14 protein-coding genes and 1 other RNA gene are annotated in these 16387 nt (G+C 71.0%); 13 read left to right on the top strand and 2 right to left on the bottom strand.

All coding sequences use genetic code 11. From position 1 onward, the window contains the following. Positions 1 to 102: 102 nt before the first annotated feature. The 4 genes from ABT324_RS06590 (at position 103) to ABT324_RS06575 (ending at position 3436) form a co-directional block, all read left to right on the top strand. The gene (locus tag ABT324_RS06590) at positions 103 to 567 is read left to right on the top strand and encodes a hypothetical protein (protein WP_351172700.1); all 465 of its coding nucleotides are present in this window, start codon (positions 103 to 105) and stop codon (positions 565 to 567) included. Then, entirely contained in the window at positions 564 to 854 is a 291-nt protein-coding gene (locus ABT324_RS06585) for a winged helix-turn-helix domain-containing protein (RefSeq protein WP_351172697.1), read from the top strand. Before ABT324_RS06590 ends, ABT324_RS06585 begins: the two co-directional genes overlap by 4 nt. Positions 855 to 899: 45 nt before the next feature. Further along, an RNA gene (ffs, locus tag ABT324_RS06580) (signal recognition particle sRNA small type) lies at positions 900 to 994 on the top strand. 60 nt (positions 995 to 1054) lie between these two features. Continuing rightward, a complete protein-coding gene (locus ABT324_RS06575) occupies positions 1055 to 3436 on the top strand; it encodes a DNA polymerase III subunit gamma and tau (RefSeq protein ID WP_351172694.1) in 2382 nt (793 codons plus the stop codon). 381 nt (positions 3437 to 3817) lie between these two features. On the opposite strand, the gene ABT324_RS06570 is transcribed toward ABT324_RS06575, so the two are convergent. Continuing rightward, positions 3818 to 5626: a S9 family peptidase gene (locus ABT324_RS06570; RefSeq protein WP_351172691.1), complete on the bottom strand. Its 1809-nt coding sequence runs from the start codon at positions 5624 to 5626 to the stop codon at positions 3818 to 3820. Positions 5627 to 5813: 187 nt separating this feature from the next. Here ABT324_RS06570 and ABT324_RS06565 point away from each other — a divergent pair, with 187 nt between their 5' ends. The 8 genes from ABT324_RS06565 to ABT324_RS06530 all read left to right on the top strand — a co-directional run bounded on the left by ABT324_RS06565 (position 5814) and on the right by ABT324_RS06530 (position 13705). Further along, positions 5814 to 6134 carry a YbaB/EbfC family nucleoid-associated protein gene (locus ABT324_RS06565; protein ID WP_351172688.1) on the top strand — a complete coding sequence of 107 codons (321 nt, stop codon included), beginning with the start codon at positions 5814 to 5816 and terminating at the stop codon, positions 6132 to 6134. 325 nt (positions 6135 to 6459) lie between these two features. Beyond that, on the top strand, positions 6460 to 7056 hold the full coding sequence (recR, locus tag ABT324_RS06560) for a recombination mediator RecR (RefSeq protein WP_351172685.1): 597 nt from the start codon (positions 6460 to 6462) through the stop codon (positions 7054 to 7056). A gap of 329 nt (positions 7057 to 7385) precedes the next feature. Further along, a complete protein-coding gene (locus tag ABT324_RS06555; RefSeq protein ID WP_351172682.1) occupies positions 7386 to 9080 on the top strand; it encodes an ABC transporter substrate-binding protein in 1695 nt (564 codons plus the stop codon). A gap of 85 nt (positions 9081 to 9165) precedes the next feature. Further along, positions 9166 to 10176: an ABC transporter permease gene (locus ABT324_RS06550; protein WP_351172679.1), complete on the top strand. Its 1011-nt coding sequence runs from the start codon at positions 9166 to 9168 to the stop codon at positions 10174 to 10176. Between the two features lie 4 nt (positions 10177 to 10180). Further along, positions 10181 to 11113, top strand: coding sequence for an ABC transporter permease (locus tag ABT324_RS06545; protein ID WP_351172676.1), 933 nt, complete (start codon positions 10181 to 10183; stop codon positions 11111 to 11113). 12 nt (positions 11114 to 11125) lie between these two features. After that, positions 11126 to 12121 (top strand): ABC transporter ATP-binding protein, encoded by a 996-nt coding sequence (locus tag ABT324_RS06540; RefSeq protein ID WP_351172673.1) that lies wholly within the window; start codon positions 11126 to 11128, stop codon positions 12119 to 12121. A gap of 136 nt (positions 12122 to 12257) precedes the next feature. Next, complete coding sequence (locus tag ABT324_RS06535; protein WP_351172671.1) at positions 12258 to 13364, top strand: ABC transporter ATP-binding protein; 1107 nt, start codon at positions 12258 to 12260, stop codon at positions 13362 to 13364. A gap of 158 nt (positions 13365 to 13522) precedes the next feature. Beyond that, positions 13523 to 13705, top strand: coding sequence for a hypothetical protein (locus ABT324_RS06530; RefSeq protein WP_351172668.1), 183 nt, complete (start codon positions 13523 to 13525; stop codon positions 13703 to 13705). A 9-nt stretch (positions 13706 to 13714) separates the two neighbouring features. Here the strand turns inward: ABT324_RS06530 and ABT324_RS06525 are convergent, their stop codons facing one another. Beyond that, a complete protein-coding gene (locus ABT324_RS06525) occupies positions 13715 to 14644 on the bottom strand; it encodes an EamA family transporter (RefSeq protein WP_502949703.1) in 930 nt (309 codons plus the stop codon). 722 nt (positions 14645 to 15366) lie between these two features. On the opposite strand from ABT324_RS06525, the gene ABT324_RS06520 reads away from it, so the two are divergent. Next, on the top strand, positions 15367 to 16266 hold the full coding sequence (locus ABT324_RS06520; RefSeq protein WP_351172665.1) for a LysR family transcriptional regulator: 900 nt from the start codon (positions 15367 to 15369) through the stop codon (positions 16264 to 16266). Positions 16267 to 16387 lie beyond the last annotated feature (121 nt).

Raw genomic sequence — 16387 nt, 5'->3', positions numbered from 1 at the left:
GATCGCAGACCAGCAGCCCCGTGTGATCGCGACCCGGTTGACCATCGCCGCGCCGCCTGTAAAGTACTTTCCAGTTAGAAAGTGGACGAGCGAGGAGCGGGCATGGACGAGGTGGGATCGGCTCTGGGCGAGGTCGAGCGGCAGCAGGCGGAGCTCGCCGGGCGGTTGCGGCTGCCTGGTTGGTACGTGGTGCTCTACGCGGTCGGGGCGGCGGCGCTGCTGGGGGCGCCCGTGCTGTACGTCACCGGGTTCGGGGTGGTCGGCGCGTTGGCGCAGGTGCTCGGGCTCGCCGCCCTCTGCAGCCCGGCCTTCCTGGTGCCGAGGTTGGTTGGGGTGAGCCTGCCCGCGCGGACCTCGGCCGCTTACCCCTCCGTCGCGCGGACGGTGCTCCTGCAGGTCGGGGCGCTGGCGGTGGGCACCGTCGGGGTGCTGGTGCTGATCCTGAACGGGCTCGTCGGGGCCGCGCTGGGAGTGGCCGTGCTCGGCGGGGCGGCGGCCGGGGTGGCCGTCCGGAACGTCTACCTGGGCATCGGCCGGGACGTCGCCGCGGGAAAGGTGCGGGCGTGATCGACTCCGTCATCCACCCGCTGCCGCGGCTGTCGATCTGCGCGCTGCTGGCCGGGGCGGACTGGGTGGAGTTCAGGGTGGTGCGGGACTCGACCGAGCTCAGCGACTCGATGCTGTCGAAGCACTCGCGGGCGCTGGAGGACGCCGGGTACCTGGAGGTCCGCAAGGGTGCGGTGGGGCGTCGGCCGCGGACTTGGTTCCGGCTCACCGAACAGGGCCGGAACGCCTACCGCGGACACGTGGCGGCGCTGCGCCGGATGACCGGGGACGTGCCCGCCGACCGGTGAGCGAGGCCTCGTCGCGGAGCACCGAGGCGGTCGGGTTACACTGTCCGTGGACCCCGTGCGGCGTCCATCCTGTGAACTCCCCCAGGGCCGGAAGGCAGCAAGGGTAAGCGGGCTCTGGCGGGTGCACGGGGTCCCCTTCTTCATTCGGGGCCGTTCGGGTCCTGTTCGGGCCGTCAGCCGTACCGCGTAGGGTTCTGGTCGTGGCGCTCGCCCTCTACCGCAAGTACCGTCCGGCGACCTTCGCTGAGGTCGTCGGGCAGGAACACGTCACCGAGCCGCTGCGGACCGCGCTGTCCTCCGGCCGGATCAACCACGCGTACCTGTTCTCCGGGCCGCGCGGCTGCGGCAAGACCTCCAGCGCGCGCATCCTCGCCCGCTCGCTGAACTGCGCGCAGGGGCCGACGGCCGACCCGTGCGGCGAGTGCGACTCCTGCGTGGCGCTGGCGCCCGAGGGCGGCGGCAGCGTCGACGTCGTCGAGCTCGACGCGGCCAGCCACGGTGGTGTCGACGACACCCGCGAACTGCGCGACCGGGCCTTCTACGCGCCCGCCCAGTCGCGGTACCGGATCTTCATCATCGACGAGGCCCACATGGTCACCACGCAGGGCTTCAACGCCCTGCTGAAGATCGTCGAGGAACCGCCCGAGCACCTGATCTTCGTCTTCGCCACCACCGAGCCGGACAAGGTGCTCACCACCATCCGGTCCCGGACCCACCACTACCCGTTCCGGCTGATGCCGCCGGGCGTGATGCGCGAGCTGGTCGAGCGGATCTGCGCCGACGAGGGCGTGCAGGTGGAGCCCGCGGTGTTCCCGCTGGTCATCCGTGCTGGCGGTGGCTCCGCGCGCGACACGCTGAGCGTGCTCGACCAGCTGCTGGCCGGGGCGACCGACCAGGGCGTCACCTACGAGCGCGCGGTCGCGCTGCTCGGCGTCACCGACGTGGCCCTGATCGACGACATGGTGGACGCGCTCGCGAGCGGCGACGCGGCGGCCGTCTACGGCACCGTCGACCGGCTGGTGGAAGCGGGCCACGACCCGCGCCGCTTCGGCTCGGACCTGCTCGACCGCTTCCGCGACCTGGTGCTGCTCAGCTCGGTCCCGGACGCGGCCGACCGCGGCCTGGTGGAGGCGGCGGGCGAGGAGCTGACGCGGATGCGCACCCAGGCCGACCAGCTCGGCCCGGCCACCCTCTCCCGCTTCGCCGAGATCGTGCACACCGGGCTGGCCGAGATGCGCGGCGCCACCGCACCCCGCCTCCTGCTCGAACTCCTCTGCGCCCGGATGCTGCTCCCCGCGGTCTCGGACGCGGAGGCGGCGCTCCTGCAACGAATCGAACGCGTCGAACGCCGCGCGACCCTGGCCCCAGGCGAGGGCACCGCACCCGCCCAGGACGCCGCGCCAGCGGCGGACGGCGACTCCCGGCCGCGCCGGGTCTTCCAACGCCCGCACGAGCGCGCGGCGGCGGAAGCCGCGACCCGCGACGGAGCGGAGCCGGGCGGCGGAGCCGCGGCGGAGCCGCAGGGCGGAGTCGCGGCGTCGGGCGGAGCGTCGGCGCAGCCGGGTGGAGCTGTGGCGGAGCCTGGCGGAGCTGTGGCGCAGGGCGGAGACGGGCAGACGGGCGGAGTACCGGCGCCGGGCGGAGCCGTTGCGGAGCCGGGAAGCGGAGCGTCGGCGCAGGCGGGCGGAGCTGCGGTGCAGCCGCGTGGCGGCGCGTCGGCGGCGCCGGGCGGCGGAGCCGGGGCGCAGCCGCCGAGCGCGCGTGGTGCGGCGGAGCCGCAGCGCGGCGGAGCGGCGACCGGCGGTGGAGCGACCGGCGGAGCCGGGCAGGCGGAGCCTGCTGCGGCGGGAGCCGCAGGCGGGTACGACGCGGCGCAGGTGCGGAAGGTGTGGAACGACGTGCTGCAGGCCGTCGCGAAGCTGAACCGGCCGACGCAGGCGCTCCTGCTCAACGCCACGGTGCAGGACATCCGCGACGGTGTGCTCGTGCTGTCGATGCCCACGTCCGGCCTGGTCAAGCAGTTCGCCCAGCAGCGTCGGCTGGACTTCGTGCGGCAGGCGCTCAGCCAGGTGGTCAGCCCCGGCGACTGGGAGATCCAGTGCGTCGAGGCGGGTGCGGCGCCGCCGCCAGCACCGGCGCGCCCGGCTGCGCCGAAGCAGCCCCCGCAGCGCCGGTCGACCGCGAACTCCGAGGCCACGAGCCCGCCACCGAGCGAGCCGCCGAACAACCCGGCTTCGAGCGCTCAGCCGTCGCGCCCGTCCAACGGGCAGGCGCGGGCGCAGTCGCCGCGCCAGGGTTCGGTGCCGCGTACGCCGGAGCCCGACGACATCCCGCCCCCGCCCGAACCCCCGGACGAGGAACCGCCACCGCCGGACGACGTCCCGCCGCCACCGGAGCCGGTCAGGCCGTCGGAACCGCCGCGCGCGCCGAAGCCGTCGGCCGCCGACGACGAGGAGGACCCGGAGGCGATGCTCGCCGAGTCCTCCCCGTACGACGGCACCACGCCGGTCGGCCCGGACCCCGAGGCGGCGGCGGTCGAGCTCTTCGAACGGGAACTCGGCGCCCGCCGAATCGACAACTGACCCCACACCGCCCAGGGGCTCCGCCCCACCGGTTCCTCGGCTCCGACCACGTGATTTCCACTGAGGTCGGACGTCCGATCTCAATGGGGATCGCACCTTCACCTGCACCGAGCAGTGAAGTCGTCCCGACGCACCACCGGTGTGTCGGGCACCCGACACGCCGGAAGCCCGCAGTTTCAATTGAAACTGCGCCCGTCCTTGCTCATCCGACGACACGTCACCGCTCTTTCGCTCGCGATCGGCGCTGGGGGTCGGTGGGAGCGGCGTCGGTGCTTGCCTGACCGTTGCAGTTTCAGTTGGAACTGCAACGACGGGTGGCTCGGCTGCAGGGGTTCCACCTCGGTGGAAACCGCGTTCGGGGCCGACGGCGGGGCGGTTGGGTCAGGTGGGTTTCGCGAGGTGGCGGGCCAGGAAGTCGAGGGCCCTGGGGTAGGCGTCGAGTCGGTTGGTGCGCTTGGCCAGGCCGTGCCCTTCGTCCGGGTAGACCAGGAGTTCGCACTCCAGTCCCTTCGCGCGGAGCGCTCCGGCGACCTGCTCCGCCTCCGACAGGGGCACCCTCGGGTCGTTGGCGCCGTGCAGGACGAACAGGGGTGCGGCGATCGACTCGACCTCGGTCAGCGGCGAGGCCCGGTGGAGGAAGTCCGCGTCGGCGCGCAGCGAGCCGTACTCGCGTTCGCGGTGGGCGCGCCGGTACGGGGCGGTGTTCTCCAGGAACGTCACCAGCGACGAGATGCCGACGATGTCGACGCCCGCCGCCCAGCGCTCCGGCTGGAACGCCAGCCCGGCCAGCACCATGTAGCCGCCGTACGAGCCGCCCCACAGCGCGGCCCGGCGCGGGTCCAGGCCGAGCTCGGGCAGCCAGTCGTGCAGGTCGCCCAGGTCGGCCACCGCTTCCAGGCGCTTGCGGCCGTCGTCGGCGGAGTACCAGCGCTTGCCGTAGCCGGTGGAGCCGCGCACGTTCGGCACCAGCACCTCGTGGCCCTGCGCGACGAGCGCCTGGATGATCGGGTTGAACGCCCGCACCGACTGGCTCTCCGGTCCACCGTGGACGATCAGCACCGCGGACCCGGCCAGCTGCGGGTCGGGGTCCGCGGGGGAGTAGCGGAAGCACGGCAGCTGCTCGCCGTCGCGGGTCGGCACCCGGTGGGTGCTCGGCTCCACCGGCCGCTCGTCGAGCTGCCCGGCGGAGTTGGTCAGCGCGCGGCACTCGCCGGTGGTCACGTCCAGCAGCAGCGCGTCGCCGGGGACCGCCGGGCCGGTGAACGTCAGCGCGACGAACCGCGAGTCAGGCGACCACACGGGTTGCGGCAGCGGTAACGCGCACCAGCCGTCCGCGGGCAGGCGCACCTCGCGCAGCCGCTCGCCGGTCGCCGCGTCGTGCAGCGCCAGGCGGCTCGCACCGTCGTCGTTGGCCTGCACCAGCAGCGTCCTGCCGTCCGGGGAGGGCCAGCCGGTCAGGTCGTGGTTGTCGGAGGTCACCAGCCAGGTCCGGGCCCCGGTGCGCGGGTCGATGCGGGCGATGCCGGTGCGGTCGCGCTCGAAGTTGGTGGTGGTGATCAGCCCGGAACCACCGGGCAGCCAGCGGATGTTGGTGTGCCGGGCGGGCACCTCCCGGCCGGTCACCGCCCGCACCGAGGTCCCGTCGACCACCAGCAGCTGGTCGGACATCGGTGGCCCGCCGGGCACGGTGAGCGCCACCCGGTGGCCGTCCGGCGCCGCCGCGACCTCCAGCACCATGCCGCCCCCGTCGTAGGCGACGTGCTCCTCGCCGGTGGTCACGTCGCGGACCACCACGTCGAAGTCGACCTCGTTGCGGCGGTTGGTGCTGTAGACGATCCGGCCGGGCAGCACGTCCAGCAGCCGGTGCACGTGCTCGGGGTCGCGGACCAGCGGGCACAGCTCGGGCAGCCGGACCGGTCCGGGCCGTGGCTGGTCCAGGCGCAGCAGCGACAGCTGGCCGCGTTCGTCGCCGTCGGTGTCGTGCTGCACCACCACCGCGCGCTCGCCCGGCAGGTAGCGGCCGGACACCGCGCCGGACAGCGCGGTCAGCGGGGTGCTCGTGCCGCCGCCGATCTCGACCAGCTGCGTGGAGCCGGACTCGTCGGAGCCCGCCAGCACCCGCCCGGTGCTGGCCACGTCGAAGGCCCGCCAGCTGGTGAGCTGCAACAACCGCACGATGTCCAGCGCCATGCCGACACCCTGTCACGTGGAACCTGCCAAGCCCAGGGGTTGACCCGCGCACCAGGGAGCACCTAAGCGACCACGCGAGCAACGCGACCACCAGCAGGCTTTAGGCTGGAGCCGTACCCCCCGTGCGGGGTGGCGCAGGTCCCGCGAGGCGAGGAGGAACACGGTGCAGCCAGGTGGCCAGCCGAACATGCAGCAGATCATGGAACAGGCGCAGAAGATGCAGCAGCAGCTGATGACTGCGCAGCAGGAGCTCGCCGCGGCTGAGGTCTCCGGCAGCGCCGGGGGCGGGCTGGTTACCGCCACGGTGACCGGCTCGGGCGAGCTGAAGGGGCTTTCGATCGACCCGAAGGCCGCCGACCCGGAGGACACCGAGACGCTGGCGGACCTGGTGGTCGCCGCGGTCCGCGACGCCAACCGCGCGGCGCAGGAGCTCCAGGCGGAGAAGATGGGCCCGCTGACCAGCGGCCTCGGTGGTGGACTCGGCGGGATGAGCCTCCCGGGCATGTGATCCCCGGACCAGCTTGGATCCGGTTCTCCCACCTCGTCCAGCGTGGCGGTGCCGGGAGCGGAACCTCAGCGCCCGCCTGGTCTGCGGGTGCCCTGACTGGTGCAGGACCGCATGGCGTCAGGGCCGTCCTCGCCAGGCGAACGCTGAGGATTCGCGGCGGTGCGAGCCGCGGAGGTGGGCACCGGAAGCCCTTGGCGGCAACCTGTGGCTCAACGCAGGCCAGGTGCCGCAGCGGTCGCAGCCGACCAAGAGAAGAGCTCAGCGGAGCACCAGCCGTGATCGCAGTTTCAGCCGAAGCTGCGCAGCCCCTGGAAACGAGCGAGAAGTGTACGAAGGTCCGGTACAGGATTTGATCGACGAGCTCGGCAGGTTGCCGGGCATCGGTCCGAAGAGCGCGCAGCGCATCGCCTTCCACCTGCTCGCGGCGGAGCCCGCGGACGTGACCCGGCTGCAGGAGGTGCTGCAGAAGGTCAAGGAGGGCGTGGTGTTCTGCGACGTCTGCGGCAACGTCTCCGAGGAGGCCACCTGCCGCATCTGCCGGGACTCCCGCCGGGACAAGACGCTGGTGTGCGTCGTCGAGGAGCCCAAGGACGTCCTGGCCATCGAGCGCACCCGCGAGTTCAAGGGGCGCTACCACGTGCTGGGCGGTGCGCTGGACCCGCTGTCCGGGGTCGGCCCGGACCAGCTGCGGGTGCGCGAGCTGCTGGCCCGCATCGGGCAGGACGACATCACCGAGGTGATCATCGCGACCGACCCGAACACCGAGGGCGAGGCCACCGCGACCTACCTGGTCCGGATGTTGCGCGACTTCCCGGGCCTGACGGTCACCCGCCTCGCCTCCGGCCTACCGATGGGCGGCGACCTCGAGTTCGCCGACGAGCTCACCCTGGGCCGAGCCCTCTCGGGCCGCCGAGCCCTGTAGCCATCGGGAATCCCGTGGCCGGTTGGCGTGGCGGTGCGGGCTCCGGGATGTTCGCCCGCACTCCCTTCCCACCGTGGCGCGGTCGGCTTGCCACAGCCTGTGAATCCGGTGGGTGTCAGCGGATTTTCCCGTATTTGCCACAACTCCGGTCCGGAGTTGCTTCGGTGGAAAGTAGGCGAATTCGCTGGTCCGACTGGATTAATGTCCGATATCCACCGGTTCATTAGGTCGCCCTAAGTAGTCGGATCGTAACCTCGAGGACCCCAGTGAACGCGCGCTGCGGGTTAGTCTCACGGAACTCTGAGACCTGAGACACACTGAGGTGTTCCATGAGTAGAGCTCCATCGGCGCCACGTCGCGCGCTCACCACGCGGCGCCGTGTCGCCACCGTCGGTGTCGCCTTGGTCGCGGCCACCTCGCTGGCCGCCTGCGCGCAGTCCCAGCGCGAAGCGGGCGGCGGGGAAGGCGGCACGTTCACCTTCGGCGCGGCTGGGGCCCCCGACGGGTTCGACCCCTTCTACGCCTCCGACGGTGAGACCTTCCGGGTCACCCGGCAGATCACCGAGGGGCTGGTCGGGTTCAAGCCCGGGTCCGCCGACGTCCAACCGGAGCTCGCGGAGTCCTGGGAGCACACCCCGGACGGCAAGACCTGGACGTTCAAGCTGCGCACCGGCGTGAAGTTCCACGACGGCACCGACTTCAACGCCGAAGCGGTGTGCAAGAACTTCCAGCGCATGTACGAGCAGACCGGGGCCGGGCAGAACAACGCGCTGTCCTACTACTGGATCGAGAACTTCGGCGGGTTCTCCGACGGTGCGACCCCGTCGCTGTACCAGTCCTGCGAGTCGCCGGACCCGGCGACCGCGGTGGTGCACCTGACCCGCGCCAGCTCGAAGTTCCCGGACATCCTCGGGCTCCCGTCGTTCAGCATGCAGTCGCCGACGGCGATGGAGAAGTACCAGGCCAACAACGTGCAGGCGCAGGGCGACAGCTTCGTCTACCCCGAGTACTCGCGCTCGCACCCGACCGGCACCGGGCCGTTCAAGTTCGCCTCCTACGACGAGGGCAACGGCACCATCAAGCTCACCCGCAACGACGAGTACTGGGGTGAGAAGGCCAAGGTCAACGAGCTGATCTTCCGCATCATCCCGGACGAGACGGTGCGCAAGCAGGAGCTGGAGTCGGGGGCCATCGACGGCTACGACTACCCGAACGCCGCCGACCTCAAGGCGCTGCGCGACGCCGGGCACAACGTCCAGGTCCGCGACCCGTTCAACATCATGTACCTGGGCATCACCCAGAAGAACAACCCGGCGCTGAAGGACCTGCGGGTCCGCCAGGCGCTGGCCTACGCGGTGGACCGGGAGACGCTGGTCAAGGCGAACCTGCCGGAGGGCGCCTCGGTGGCGACCCAGTTCTACCCGGAAACGGTCGACGGCTACGCCAAGGACGTGCAGCAGTACCCGCACGACCCGGCCAAGGCCAAGCAGCTGCTCGCCGAGGCGGGCGTGCCGGACCTGGCGGTGAACTTCTACTGGCCCACCGAGGTGACCCGGCCGTACATGCCGGACCCGCAGGGCATCTACAACGCCCTCGCCGAGGACCTGCGCGAGGCCGGCATCACGGTCAACCCGGTCAGCAAGCCGTGGAACGGCGGCTACATCGACGACGTCGACAACGCCCGGGCCGACATCTTCCTGCTCGGCTGGACCGGCGACTACAACACGCCGGACAACTTCATCGGCACCTTCTTCGGCACCACGGAGAACCGCTTCTACACGGCGGGTTCGCCGTGGGGCGCGGACCTGGCCAACCAGCTGAAGGCCGCCGACAGCGAACCGGACGAGGCCAAGCGCAACCAGATGTACCAGGACATCAACCGCAAGCTGCTGTCCGAGTACCTGCCGGCCGTCCCGCTGTCGCACTCGCCGCCGGCGATCGTGACGAGCTCCAACGTGGACGGTCTGCAGACCTCGCCCCTGACCGCCGAAGAGTTCGCCTCGGTGAGCGTCTCGGGCCAGTGAGGTGACGGTCTCGCGCGGAACCGGCGCTGCTGCCCGGTTCCGCGCGGGACCGTGCTCACGGCCGAACTGAGCAACGGGGGTTCGCGTGCTCCGCTACACGATCCGGCGACTGGCACAGCTGGTGCTGGTCGTCTTCGTCCTGTCGATCCTGCTGTTCGCCTGGCTGCGGTCGCTGCCCGGCGGGCCGGTGTCGGCGATGCTGGGGGACCGCGCCACGCCGGAGGCGCGGGCCAAGCTGGAAGCCGACCTCGGCATGGACCAGCCGATCTTCGTGCAGTACTGGCGCTTCCTGGGTCGCGCCATCACCGGTGACTTCGGCAGCTCCACCGGCGTCCAACCCGGGTCGCCCGCGCTGGAGGTGTTCCTGACCCGGTTCCCGGCGACGCTGGAGCTGTCCATCCTGGCGCTGCTGCTGGCGGTGGCGATCGGCATCCCGATGGGCTACCTGGCCGCCCGCAAGCGCGGCAGCTGGCTGGACAACGTCAGCATCACCTGGTCGCTGGTGGGCGTCGCGGTGCCGGTGTTCTTCCTGGCGTTCCTGCTGAAGTTCGTCTTCGCCGTCCAGCTGGGCGTGCTGCCCGCGTCCGGTCGGCAGGACGCCGGGCTGGACGCCACCCGCATCACCGGCTTCTACATCCTCGACGGGCTGATGACCCGCGAGTGGGACGCCGCGTGGGACTCGTTCGTGCACCTGATACTCCCGGCGATCGCGCTGTCCACCATCCCGTTCGCGGTGATCTTCCGGATCACCCGGGCCGCGGTGCTGGACGTGATGGACGAGGACTACGTGCGCACCGCGCGGGCTAAGGGCCTGGGCGCGATGGTGATCCGCCGTCGGCACATCCTGCACAACGCGATGCTGCCGGTGGTCACCACGGTCGGCCTGCAGACCGGTGCGCTGCTGGCCGGGGCGGTGCTGACCGAGCGGGTCTTCAACATCGCCGGCATCGGGCAGGCGGTCGCGCTGGGCTTCGAGCGCAAGGACTTCCCGGTGCTGCAAGTGGTGATCCTGGCTTCGGCGATGGTGTACGTGCTGGTCAACCTGCTGGTGGACCTCTCGTACGCGGTGATCGACCCACGACTGCGGACACGGTGAGGTCATGGCTCTGAAAACGCAGCGCAAGGAGCGCATCGACGCGCTGGCGGAGGCGTCGTCGGACGCCGGGGTCAGCTTGGCGGCGTCCGCGTGGCGGCGGCTCAAGCGCAACCCGGTGTTCGTCGTCGGCGCCGTGATCATCGCGGTGTTCGTGCTGGTGGCGCTGCTGGCGCCGCTGCTGGCGCCGCACGACCCGGCGCAGCGGGTGCTGGTGGACCAGGTGTCCCGCGCGGAGAACCTGATCCCGCCGCCGCAGGAGGGCCACCCGCTCGGCGGCGACCAGTACGGCCGCGACCTGTTCTCCCGGCTGCTGCTGGGTTCGCAGCAGACGCTGCTGGTCGCGGTGCTGGCCACCGTGATCGGCCTCGGCGGCGGGCTGGTGCTGGGCGTGCTGGCCGGGGCGTTCGGCGGCTGGGTGGACTCGCTGGTGATGCGGGTCGTGGACGTGATGCTGTCGGTGCCGTCGCTGCTGCTGGCGGTGTCGATCGGCGCGCTGTTCGTGCAGCAGAGCCAGTTCACCGTGATCCTGGCGGTGGCGATCGTGCAGGTGCCGATCTTCGGCCGCCTGCTGCGGGGCACGATGCTGGCGCAGCGCGCCAGCGACCACGTGCTGGCCGCGCGGGCGCTGGGCGTGAAGGAGAGCTCGATCGTGTTCCGGCACATGCTGCCGAACGCGCTCGGGCCGGTGATCGTGCAGGCCACGCTGGTGCTGGCGGTGGCGATCATCGACGCGGCGGCGCTGTCCTTCCTCGGCCTCGGCGCGGCCGACGACTCGGTCCCGGAGTGGGGCCAGATGCTCGGCGGCGCGCAGAACATCATCGACTCGCACCCGCAGCTGGCGTTCTGGCCGGCGAGCTGCATCATCCTGGTCGCCCTCGGCTTCACCCTGGTCGGCGAGTCCCTGCGGGACGCGCTGGACCCGAAGCGCCGGCGCTGACGGAGGAGGAACATGGCACTGCTGGAAGTCCGCGACCTCTCGGTCGTCTTCGCCCGCAAGGGCGAGCCGCCGGTGACCGCCGTGGACGGCATCTCCTTCGACGTCGAGCCCGGCCGCACCGTCGGCCTGGTCGGCGAGTCCGGGTGCGGAAAGTCGGTCACCTCGCTGGCGATCATGGGGCTGCTGCCGCAGCGCGGTGCGGAGGTCTCCGGCTCGGTGCGCTTCGACGGCACCGACCTGCTCGCGCTGTCGAAGCGGGAGCTGGACCAGCGCCGCGGCAGCGATCTGAGCATGGTGTTCCAGGACCCGCTGACCTCGCTGAACCCGGTGGTGTCGATCGGGCTGCAGGTCTCCGAGGTCATCGAGCAGCACCGCGGCCTGCCGCGCAAGGAAGCGCTGCCGGAGGCCGAGGACCTGCTGCGCCGGGTGGGCATCCCGGACCCGCGACGGCGGCTCAAGGAGTTCCCGCACCAGCTCTCCGGCGGCATGCGGCAGCGCGCGCTGATCGCGATGGCGCTGGCGTGCAAGCCGCGGCTGCTCATCGCCGACGAACCCACCACCGCGCTGGACGTGACGATCCAGGCGCAGATCCTGCGGCTGCTGTCGGAACTGGTCGCGGAGACCGAGACCGCGCTGATCATGATCACCCACGACCTGGGTGTGGTGGCCGGGCTCTGCGACGAGGTGAACGTGCTCTACGCGGGCCGGGTGGTGGAGCGCGCCGCGCGGCACGAGCTGTTCGCGCGTCCCCGCCACCCCTACACCGCCGGGCTGCTGGCCTCGATCCCGCGGCTGGACGCTCCGCGCGGCCAGCGGCTCTCGCCGATCAAGGGCTCGGTGAGCGACAACATCCCGTGGGACGCGGGGTGCGCGTTCTGCCCGCGCTGCCCGAACGCGCAGGAGGTCTGCGAGCAGCAGACCCCGGACGTGAGCATCGACGTCGGCGCCCGCCTGCTGCGGTGCCACAACCCGGTGCGAGAAGCACAGACCCCGGTGGAGACACCGTGATCTCCCTTGTGCCGAACGAAGTCCTGCTCACCCGCACCTCAGGGGACCGTGACGTGACCCAGCCCCAAGAAACCGCGGAACGTGAGTTCGATCCTGGGCGCGATCACCACTGGAAATCGCGGAGAGGCGGAACTGCATGACCGAGACCTTGGGGACCGCCGGGGACACCCAGGACGTGCTGATCGACGTCGAGGACGTCGCGGTGCACTTCCCGATCAAGCGCGGCGTGGTGCTGGACCGCACGGTCGGTTACGTCTACGCCGTCGACGGCGTGTCGTTGCGCATCGAACGCGGCGAGACCTACGGCCTGGTCGGGGAGTCCGGCTGCGGCAAGTCGACGCTGGGACGCGCGGTGCTGCGGCTGGAGAAGCCGACCGGCGGCAAGGTGGTGTTCGACGGCGTCGACCTGTCCGGGATGAAGGGCGAGGCGCTGCGCCGGATGCGCCGCCGCATGCAGATGGTCTTCCAGGACCCGCTGTCCTCCCTCGACCCCCGGCAGTCGGTGCAGTCCCTGCTGGTCGAGGGCATGCGCGCGCACGGCATGGACTCCGGCCGGGAGGTCACCGACAAGAAGCTGCGGGAACTGCTCGACGCGGTGGGCCTGCCGTCGACCTCGCTGCGCAAGTACCCGCACGAGTTCTCCGGCGGCCAGCGCCAGCGCATCGGCATCGCCCGCGCGCTGTCGGTGGGACCGGAGCTGTTGGTGGCCGACGAGCCGGTGTCGGCGCTGGACGTCTCGGTGCAGGCGCAGGTGGTGAACCTGCTGGAGGACCTGCAGGCCGAGTACGGCCTGACCTACCTGGTCATCGCGCACGACCTGGCGGTGGTGCGGCACATCGCCGACCGGGTCGGCGTGATGTACCTGGGCGGCATCGTGGAGGAGTCCACATCGGACGACCTCTACGCGGAGCCGCTGCACCCGTACTCGAAGGCACTGCTGTCGGCGGTCCCGGTGCCGGACCCGACCGTGGAGGACTCGCGCGAGCAGATCCTGCTCACCGGAGACCTGCCGTCCCCGGCCAACCCGCCGGCGGGCTGCCGCTTCCACACCCGCTGCCCGTGGCGCCAGCCGAGCCGCTGCGACACCGAGCGCCCCGCCCTCCGCGAGCTGAAGCCCGGCCACCGGGTGGCGTGCCACTACGCCGAGGAGATCCGCGACGGTCGCCTGAAGCCGCACGAGGTGGTCGCCGAAGCGGTCGACCCGGCGGACTTCGGCGACCGCGACATCACCTCCGCCCCCTGACCGGTGGTCCGCAGTTTCAATTGAAACTGCGCCGCGCCCTCAGGGGAAGTCGCAGTTTCAATTGAAACTGCGAGGACCTCGGGTCGGGAGGTGCGATTTCCGCGCGGTGCGGGGTGGCGTCCACATAGGATCGACGGTCAGGTGAACGGAGGTAGCGAGTGAGGTACAGCAGCGCGCAGCGGTGCACCGCGTGCGATCACCGGGCGATCCTGGCGACGGCGACGGCGGACCGCCTGGTGACCGAGTCGGGCCGCACCCTGGTGTCCTACGACTGCCCGGAGGGCAACGGCGTCCACGTGTGCAACCCGGACTTCGAGCGGACCAGCAGCCGCCGGTCCTGAGGCGCGCCGTCAGCCCGCCTTCGCCGAGGCGGTCGCGGCGGGCGGTTCGAGCGCTTCGGGCGGGGCGGCCCGGCGGGTGAGCTTGAGGCTGCCCAGCAGCACCCCGCTCACGACGACGGCGCCCGCCGCGAGCTCCACCGGGTGCGGCTGCTCGCCCAGCACCAACCACGCGGTGGTGAACCCGACGATCGGCACCAGCAGCGAGAACGGCGCAACCCGGCTGGCCGGGTACCGACCCATCAGCGTCGTCCACAACCCGGACCCGACGATCGTGGCCAGCAACGAGGTGTAGGTGAGCCCGGCGAGCGCGTACCACCCGGTGGCGGAGTCGAAGACGGACACCAACGCGTCCCACCCGGCGCTCGGCCCTTCGAAAGCGGCGGACAACGCGAACATCGGCAGCGGCGGCACGATCGAGATCCACAACGTCAGGTGCAACGGGTTCCGCGCATCGGCCTTCCGCGCGCACAGGTTCCCCAAGGCCCACGAAAAAGCCCCGCACACGGTGATCAGCATCGGCACCAGTGCGGCGCTCTGCGCCCGGTGCCACCCGATGACCACCATGCCCACCACAGCGGTGAGGATGCCAACAACCTGCAAACCAGTGATCCGCTCCCGGAGCAGCAAAGCCCCGAGTGCCACGGTGAACGGAGCGGAAGCCTGCTGCACCAGGGAAGCCAACCCAGTGGGCATCCCGATGTTCATCGCCACGAACAAGAAGGCGAACTGCAAGGCCCCGAAGCACAACCCGTACCCAACCAACCACTTCCAAGGAACCCCAGGAAGCGGAACGAAGAACAACAGCGGCAACAGCACGGCGAACCGCAACCCGGCGAAGAAGAAGGGCGGGAACTGCCCAAGCCCAAAATCAAGAGCGATGAAGTTGGCTCCCCACAACACGGCAACCAACAAGGCCAAAGAACGATCCCGAGCACTCACCCCCCAACCCTCACCCCCCGAACCATGAACCACAAGCAACACTAACTGCACGAACCCTGAAGAAGTCCTCTAAGGACTCCAAGAACCACCCCAAACCCAGCCCCCACCCCAGGTCAACCCCGCAACAGACCCCAGGCCCGAACCCGAACAAGGCTCAGGCCCGAACCCCAGGACAGAGCCCAAGCCCGAACCCCAGCAGCAAGGCCCAATCCCGAAACCGAGGCCAAAGCCCAGGAACCCCAAACGCAAGACCCAGGACCAACCCCCGAAACCAACTCCGGAACGGAGTCCCCGGAGTGCATCGCAGGGCGGAACCCTGGAGCGATCTACGTGACGGACCCCCGCAACGATTGGCAGGGCGGGACGACCGGAGCGATTGGCAGGGCGGGACGACCGGAGCGATTGGCAGGACGGAGTCCCCAGCGATTCGCAGGACGGGAACCCCCGGTGGTGACGTCTGCAATTTCGATTGAAATTGCCTCGCATCGCCACTGCACCATCCGTCGAGAACGACGGCAATTTCGATTGAAATTGCAACACCACGCAAAACAACCACCCACCGCTTTGAACCCAAACTCAACCCCCTCCCCAAAGACACCCACTCCTCCCTAACCCCGCCGCAGTACCACCACTGATCCGAATGTCCAACCCCACGTCACCACCCATCCGCGGGCCCCCACCACAAACCCCTCCACCCACCCCCAACCAAGTAACCTCCCGTCATGGACGTGCGCAGGCTGCGGCTCCTCCGGGAGCTGGCTGACCGCGGAACGGTCACCGCCGTCGCCAAGGCTCTCTCCTACACCCCCTCCGCGGTCTCCCAGCAGATCCGAGCCCTGCAAGCCGAGGTGGGCGTCCAGCTCACCGAACCCGCCGGCCGCGGCCTCCGCCTCACCGACGCGGGCGCAGCCCTCGCCGCCAGGGCCGACGAGGTCCTGGCCGCCCTGGACCGAGCCGAAGCCGAGCTGGACAGCTACCGGTCCACCCCGCGCGGCGTGGTGCGGGTCGCGATCTTCCCGTCCGGCGCGTTCCTGCTGCTCCCGGGCCTCCTGCGGCGGATGGCCGCCCACCCCGAGGTGCGCTTGGAGTGCCGGGACGTGGACATGACGCCGGTGGAGGTGCCGGGCCTGACGGCGGACTTCGACCTGGTGGTCACGCACCGGGATGACCAGGCGGAGCCGTTCGACGGCGAGCGCTTGGCGATCACGCCGCTGCTGCGCGAACCGCTGGACGTCGCGCTCCCGCTCGGGCACCCGCTGGCCGCGCAGGAGCGGGTGGAGCCGGCGGAGCTGGTGGGGGAGCCGTGGCTGAGCGTGGACGTCGGGTTCCCGGTGGACGACGTGCTGCGCTCGCTGGCCGTCCGCACCGGTGTGCGGCCGAGGGTGGTGCAGCGCATCAACGACTTCAGGGTCACGGAGGCGCTGGTCGCAGGTGGGCACGGCGTCGCCCTGCTGCCCCGCTACTCGGCGAACCTCCGCGAGGTGGCGCTGCGCCCGCTCGGCGGCGTCAAGGCGGGTCGCAACATCGAGGTCGTCTCCCGGCGAGGGGCTGCGGAACGCCCAGCGGTCCAGCTCGTTCTCGACGCCCTGGTCGCCGAGGCGGAGACCGTCACCAGCCGGTAGCTGGCCGGAACCGTCGTCCACCGGGTTCCGCAGCAGCACGCAACGATCAGCGGACGATCAGGAGATCCGAACTTCGCTGGGCCTCGCGGCGGTGCTTGGCCAGATTGGTCGTCGAGGTCGA

Origin of the sequence: Saccharopolyspora sp. NPDC000359, from assembly GCF_040300525.1 — a bacterium.
Lineage (GTDB): Bacteria > Actinomycetota > Actinomycetes > Mycobacteriales > Pseudonocardiaceae > Saccharopolyspora.
The sequence above is the reverse complement of the archived record's forward strand: the minus strand, read 5'-3'. Positions and strand labels throughout refer to the sequence as shown.

Coding starts and splice junctions, on each gene's coding strand:
- ABT324_RS06590 (WP_351172700.1), top strand. CDS start 103: ATGGACGAGGTGGGATCGGCTCTGGGCGAGGTCGAGCGGCAGCAGGCG.
- ABT324_RS06570 (WP_351172691.1), bottom strand. CDS start 5,626: ATGGCGCTGGACATCGTGCGGTTGTTGCAGCTCACCAGCTGGCGGGCC.
- ABT324_RS06565 (WP_351172688.1), top strand. CDS start 5,814: ATGCAGCAGATCATGGAACAGGCGCAGAAGATGCAGCAGCAGCTGATG.
- ABT324_RS06555 (WP_351172682.1), top strand. CDS start 7,386: ATGAGTAGAGCTCCATCGGCGCCACGTCGCGCGCTCACCACGCGGCGC.
- ABT324_RS06545 (WP_351172676.1), top strand. CDS start 10,181: ATGGCTCTGAAAACGCAGCGCAAGGAGCGCATCGACGCGCTGGCGGAG.
- ABT324_RS06540 (WP_351172673.1), top strand. CDS start 11,126: ATGGCACTGCTGGAAGTCCGCGACCTCTCGGTCGTCTTCGCCCGCAAG.
- ABT324_RS06535 (WP_351172671.1), top strand. CDS start 12,258: ATGACCGAGACCTTGGGGACCGCCGGGGACACCCAGGACGTGCTGATC.
- ABT324_RS06520 (WP_351172665.1), top strand. CDS start 15,367: ATGGACGTGCGCAGGCTGCGGCTCCTCCGGGAGCTGGCTGACCGCGGA.